6 protein-coding genes are annotated in these 6,615 nt (G+C 46.6%); 5 read left to right on the forward strand and 1 reads right to left on the reverse strand.

The window, feature by feature from the left end; all coding sequences use genetic code 11:
• Window positions 1-290 precede the first annotated feature (290 nt).
• Complete coding sequence (locus tag VM802_RS20520; protein ID WP_325534026.1) at window positions 291-701, forward strand: ester cyclase; 411 nt, start codon at window positions 291-293, stop codon at window positions 699-701.
• Window positions 702-807: 106 nt separating this feature from the next.
• The gene (locus VM802_RS20525; protein ID WP_325534028.1) at window positions 808-1,236 is read left to right on the forward strand and encodes a nuclear transport factor 2 family protein; all 429 of its coding nucleotides are present in this window, start codon (window positions 808-810) and stop codon (window positions 1,234-1,236) included.
• Between the two features lie 348 nt (window positions 1,237-1,584).
• Here the strand turns inward: VM802_RS20525 and VM802_RS20530 are convergent, their stop codons facing one another.
• Entirely contained in the window at window positions 1,585-3,675 is a 2,091-nt protein-coding gene (locus VM802_RS20530) for a family 20 glycosylhydrolase (RefSeq protein ID WP_325534030.1), read from the reverse strand.
• A 277-nt stretch (window positions 3,676-3,952) separates the two neighbouring features.
• Here VM802_RS20530 and VM802_RS20535 point away from each other — a divergent pair, with 277 nt between their 5' ends.
• The 3 genes from VM802_RS20535 to VM802_RS20545 form a co-directional block, all read left to right on the forward strand.
• Window positions 3,953-4,549, forward strand: coding sequence for an RNA polymerase sigma factor (locus tag VM802_RS20535; RefSeq protein ID WP_325534032.1), 597 nt, complete (start codon window positions 3,953-3,955; stop codon window positions 4,547-4,549).
• 76 nt (window positions 4,550-4,625) lie between these two features.
• On the forward strand, window positions 4,626-5,609 hold the full coding sequence (locus VM802_RS20540) for a FecR family protein (RefSeq protein WP_325534034.1): 984 nt from the start codon (window positions 4,626-4,628) through the stop codon (window positions 5,607-5,609).
• Window positions 5,610-5,694: 85 nt separating this feature from the next.
• Window positions 5,695-6,615 (forward strand): carboxypeptidase-like regulatory domain-containing protein (locus VM802_RS20545; protein WP_325534036.1); only part of this gene is annotated, 921 nt, incomplete at its 3' end.

Consider the following 6,615-nt stretch of genomic DNA (forward strand, 5'->3'; position numbering starts at 1 on the left):
CATCGGCCTAAGCGGCGGATAACGGGTATAAAAGCCTTGGTTATCAATACGCCGGCCGGCAAGGATTTTTAATATCACCTGAGAGCACTAAATAATTAGGTGTGTTTTATGTAAACGATGGGGCCATTCCTGGTCTCATTTTTTGTTGGCGGGATGTCTTCCGATATGACATGGCATATTTCTCAGTCTGAAACTACTTTCCGTTTCTTGAAATAGTTCAACATTTTTTCCTGTAAAAGTTCATTGGCTACAGTGTGGCTTTACCCGACCTTGCAATAAAAATTAGGTCTATGCAAACACACACTGACATCATCAACGCTTATTTCCATGAAGTATGGAACAACGGACAGCTACATCTGCTGGATAGCCTGCTTACAGCCGATTATGTTAATCACACACCCTCCGGCCCGCCGCCCGTTCCCGGCCCGGAAGGTCTTAAACCCATCGTCACGGCTATGCGGAAAGCCATACCGGACATGCATTACACGATCGATGAAATGATTGTCAGCGATACGGTTATAGTTGTTCGTGTAACCTTTACCGGTACACAGACGGGGGATCTCTTCGGCCTGCCGCCTACTGGCAAAAAGTTCTCCGTATCCCAGATCAATATCGAGCATTTCCGCGATGGGCGTATCGCTTCTCATTACCGTATCACCGACGAACTGGGTATGCTACGGCAGCTGGGTGTTGTGAACTGATATTACTTTTGTGTGATTTTGCCGGCATAGACAGATAGGATAGTGCATTTTTTCTGATATTTATAGGATCAGAATTAAACTGAGCACTTAAAAACTATATTGTCCAATGAACGAACAACATCCTAATCTGGAAATCATCGGTAAATTTTTTGCAGCCTACGGTAATTTTGACGCAGAAGCTATGAAAGAAGTAGTGGCGGAAGACGTGAAATGGACGATCCCGGGGCATCATCCTATGAGCGGTACCAAGGTAGGTATCACAGAAGTATTGGCCTATTTTGCAAAGCTGAGCGAATCCGGCTTCAAGGCTGATCCTATCGTACTGGGCGTAAACGACGACTATGTAATCGACTGTCACCGTGGCTGGAGCAACCGCGAAGACGGCAATAACGTAGACATGTTATGGTGCCTCCTTTGGAAGATCAAAGACGGCAAAATTGTGGAAGTGGTGAACTTCGCCGCAGATCAACACGAAGCAGACCGCTTCTTCTACAAAGCATATCAGCTGAAACCTATACAGGAAAGAATGGCCTGAACTGCATAATAGCGACAGGTAAAGTAAAGGACGTTTCATTATGAGACGTCCTTTACTTTTGCCCGGTACCCCAAAAGGAAAATATTGTGGCAATAATAGTCAAGATAATGGTATTGGGTTATTGATCATTGACAGAATTTTGTGTGCAACCAGGAAATGATACAACATTGATAGCACAATTGTATCATTTAAATTTTTCATAACGGGTTAAGTTGTGTTTACCCGCATTAGCAACAATATGATACTTGACGACTTGTGTTTTCATTAGTTACAGGTTACGTGAAATGTAAAATAAAAATGAGACCATTCCTGGTCTCATTTTTATTTTACATTGTATGTAGTTATGTGTTATAGTTCATGCACTTTTTCTGCGGGGATAATCTTACCATAAACTTTAAGATCGCTGATATATCCCTTAAAACTGTTGCCCGCACCGCCGATGTACTGCAGCGGGAAGAACAGGGTCTGTACAATGGCTCTTTTGCTTTTAGATTCCGGGAACTGTTGTACACGGCCTTCCAGCTTTTCTATCATCACCCCGTCAGCATACAGCGTAGTGCCTTTATTGTTCCCTGCTATCACGATATGCGTCCATTTTTCTTCCGGTACGATATAGTTGAAGGAATAGTGATAACCTTCCCTGGAAAAGCCCAGCTGGTTGCTTTGCTGTTGTTTCAGCTTCACCACGGCATCGGGTGAGGAGAAGAGTACGGCGTCAGCCTTGTTACCCTTTTCCGGCCACACATAAAAGGAAACGGTATAGTTGTACCCGATACCTGTGTTGGAGGTTTGCACGTAGCTGCCTGCATTTTTCAGGCGGATAGCATTGCGGCCTTTGTAATTGCCGGCGTCAGCCTTGTGGAAAGTCAGTTTGCCGGACAGTGGAAGGAGAGAGTCTGCATTCAGTTTGCCTCTTATATTCAGTCCCGGGCCTTCACCAATGGCAGTAGCGTGTCTGGCAAATGTATCATAGCTAAGACGCTGTTCTTTGCCGGTCCACATCTTTTCGGCCAGCACCTGCATGGCAGGAAACACCCGGTCATGCACATCTTTAGCAGTAATACCATTGCCTACATGATCATTCCATACGGCAAAGGAGCCGCCTTTTATCTGTGCATTGCTTTCATCAAATACCTGGTCGCCGATAATGGAAGGCGTCCATTTGTCATAGAGCTTCCTGGCGTTAAGATAGTCGTAGTAATAGCCTGCTGCAGGTACGATGTACAGCCAGCCATCGGGAGTGCTGATGGCGTCATACCCCAGTTGCAGCATCTCTTTGGGATCTGCATAACCGTTGTACCAGAGGTTCATGGTGACACCTTTAACGCGCACCTGCGTATTACCTTTATTGTTGGTAAGCGAGCCCCACATCCTTACCTGTTTGCCGTATTGCTGCACAAGATCAATGTAATGGTTCATGAAGCTGCGGAACTGCTCTGATTCCTTTTTACTGTATTCATCTGTGCCGATGTGTACTTCCTTACCTCTGAATACAGGGTTTGGCCCCTGGAGATATTCTTTGAATACATTGTCTATTACTTCATAGGTCTTGGGGCTATAGAGGTCGAGATGATCCATGCCGTATTTTGTGCTGCCTATCTCGGGAAACAACTTCGTGAAGGCGAGCGAGTGGGCGGGAACATCTATTTCAGGGATGATGGTGACGCCGAAGCTGTCTGCCATTTCCTGCAATGCAATGAACTCAGCTTTGGTATAATGGCCGTCCTTTGCGGTGAGAGCAGGGTAGGTGCTGTTTTCCAGCCGGAAGGCGCTGTAGGTGCTGTCCCAGTTACCATGAAAGAACTGCCTGGGGCCCTGGTCATTAAGGTGTATATGGAAGTCGCTCATCTTATAGTAAGACATGAACTGCACATAATCCCGCAGAAAGCTCATAGGGAAGAATTTCCGGCCTGCGTCCAGCACAAAGCCCCTGACGGGCCAGCGTGGTGCATCCGTGATACTGCCGCGCGGAATACCGCGTTCCTGCGATTGCTCCAGTATCTGCAGCATTGTCCTCGTTGCCCAGAAGCAGCCCTTAGGTTGTCCGCTGATACGTATAGAACTGTCGATCACCATATGATAGGCTTCTGCGCTATCTGTACCGTTCGCTGCAAGGGTAAACAGTATATCACCTTTGCGTGGTAACGGGTGATCGCTTACATTCACTTTAACGACAAGATCCGGGTATCGCTCCGCGAGATCATTCCTGAAAATGGTCAGGTGCCGCTGTAATGCTGCCTGATCCTGTGTTGCCACCAGGATGTTTACATGTGCCGGAAGCGTATAATTGCCGGTGTCTCCCTGCCATGTCCGCACTGCAGGTATAGTAAACGGAACATCATTGACGGTGCGCTGGGCGGTGGCAGTATTAAACTGTAACAGCGCTGCCGCCAGCAATGGAAAAATAGATAGGTAAGGTCTGATTGACTTTCTTTTCATGTGCTCACTTTTTATATCAGGATAGGAAGCGGGATACGCTGCCCTGGCCGGAAGCTGAATGCCCGGCTTATATAAGTACTGTAAAGTTGTAAAACTCCCGGATTAAATTCAGATTTTTTTTCAGAAAGGTTATCGTTCATCACTTAATTTTTGCCGTTAAGACATCCGTCATATTGCAGGTAAGCAAACAATAACCTAAATTTAGCAGACTTCTTCGTTTTCCGGGAAATAGCAAATATCCCGGTTCCTTATTTGCACGGATTGAAAAATATGCTGTATGGTGAACAATGATAATCTGATAACCTCTGCCGATGAGGTTCTGCTGACGCATCTTGCCGAAGGTAATGAGAAGGCTTTTGAAGTCATCTACAACCGCTATTGGCATCGTCTGTATAATGCAGCACACAAAAGAACAAAAGATCCCGACATCTGCCGCGATGTGGTGCAGGAAGTATTCTGCGATCTCTGGAGGAGAAGATCGCAGGTAGAGGTGGCCAACCTGGGCGCCTATCTTCAAACGGCAACGAGATACCAGGTACTCAAAAAACTTTCCCGCCAGGAACAGACTTCTTTTTTCTTTGATAAGATAGAGGCGCTGTCATTTTCCCTTGCTGATCATTCCGTCAATTATAAAGACCTGGAAGCGTTGGTGAGATCATGGGCCGATATGCTTCCCCGGAAGAAACGGGCGATTTTCCTGCTGCATTACCATCAGGGACTTTCCACGATGGAGATAGCCGGTAACCTGAACATTTCCGTAAAGACCGTACAGAACCAGCTCCGGACCGCCCTGAATGAGCTTCGTGACTACCTCATCTCACATCGTATTCCACTTTGCATCTGTATCATTCTGTGCGATTACCTGCATACATGATATTCGCACTTCGGGAAAAAGTTTAAAATATTTTGGGAGTTTCTTTATTTCATCATACTTACTAATAAACGACCTTATGTCAGACAACAGAAAAAGACTGGCATCGGCAATCAGGAGATGGCTGAGCGGGACAGGTTCTCCTGCTGAGAGTAAGTTTGTAGAGCTTTACTACGATTCATTTGAAACGGAACCTGATATAACTGATGAACACAACCTGGAAGAACGAGCGCTTATATTCAAACGCATCAGTGCCTCGATTGGTGAAGAGAACCAGGGGAAAGTCCGCCGCATGGGCTGGTGGCCGGTAGTGAAGATAGCGGCCGTATTGTTGCCGGTCATCGGGTTTATCTCCTGGTGGATGTTACAGTCTGGTCACCACACATATCCGGCCATAACTGCATATGATGCAATCATAAGAACGGGAAGCACGGAGTATAAAACATGCAAACTCACAGATGGAACGATGGTATGGCTCTCTCCGCAAAGTACGCTGAAAGTGTTCGCACAAGCCGGCGCAGAGAGAATAGTGGAGCTGAATGGCGAAGCTTTTTTTGACGTGCATACGGATATGGAACGTCCGTTTGTTGTGCGTACAGCGAAACTGCATACCACCGTATTGGGTACTTCTTTCAATATAAGTGCGTATAACGGAAGTGCAGCAGAGAAAGTAGTATTGCTGAATGGGAAAGTGAAAGTAGCTGCTGCGGAAAGAAAAGCAGATGCCATCGTACTACGGCCATTGCAACGCGTAGTGTGGAAGAAGAACGCTGATAGCCTGCTGGTGACTGATGATCCGGATGCTGTGCTGGCGGCGGACAGAAGAAAAGGTATATACAATTACCGGAATGTGCCGCTGAAAGAAGTGCTGGAAGATGTAGAAAAGATTTATAATGTTCATGTAAAATATAGCACTTCACTTGATGCCTGCAATTTCTATGGCTCATTTGACAGGAACGAAGAAGTTAAAAGGGTACTGCAGAAAATCGCCTTAACACTTAATGGTGCTGCTGTTGCGGAAGGTCCGCAGGTATATCTGCTAAGCGGGAAAGCCTGCTACTGACACTAAAAGAACCAAAAAATAAATCCTTATTGCAGAGGTCTGTCAACGGCCCCTGGTGATCAACGTTTTTAATTATATCAACCAAATGAATACAATTCCGCTTAAAATTGCGGGCCGGAGTGCCCTGTCCGCAGGTACGTTACTACTAACTGTCATGTTGTGGCTGGTGTCTTTTGATACAGCATCAGCACAGGATATTCTCAGCCGGAGGATCTCCGTATCATTTAAGGATGAAACACTGCGTGGCGCAGTGGACAAAATCAGCACAGAAGCTGCTGTGAAGATCAATTATTCCATCGGTGCTTCTGTACTGGAGAAAAAGGTAACATTGAATGCCAGCAATGAAAGCCTGGGCAGTGTGCTGAAAAGATTGCTCACGCCATTGTCGCTTACGTACAGTTTCTTCAACAATGAAATTATCATAAGGCAGCTTGTTGAGAAGAACGACAACAAAGCTGCGATTGGTAACCTGCAACAGGAGATGGTGCAGATCTCCGGTTATGTTACAGACAGCGCCGGAGCGCCGCTGCCGGGTGTTACAGTAGTAGAAAAGAACGGCAACAAGGGAGCTGTTACTGATGCCAAAGGGTTTTATACCATAACCGTTCCCAAGGGATCGCAGATGGTATTCCGAATGAGCGGATACACATCACATGAGGCTGAAGCCGGGGACAACCAGCCGCAGCGTATTGTGCTGAAAGAAAGCGTAGGACTCCTGAAAGAAGTAGTAGTGCTGGCTTACGGACAACAACAGAAAAAAGATATCACCGCTTCAGTTGCTACGGTGAAAGGTGCCGACCTCGTGAAATCAACGTCCGCCAATATCTCAGGAAGCCTCGCCGGCCGGCTGCCGGGACTGCGCGCTATCCAGCGCAGTGGCGAACCTGGTGAAGACGGCGCCAGCATAGACATCAGGGGGTTCGGCACTGCCCTGATCGTAGTGGATGGCGTTCCGGTGAACAGCTTCTCTAATATCGATCCTAATGAAATAGAAAGCATATCTATT

The sequence above is a fragment of the Chitinophaga sp. genome, assembly GCF_035538455.1.
Classification (GTDB): Bacteria; Bacteroidota; Bacteroidia; order Chitinophagales; family Chitinophagaceae; genus Chitinophaga.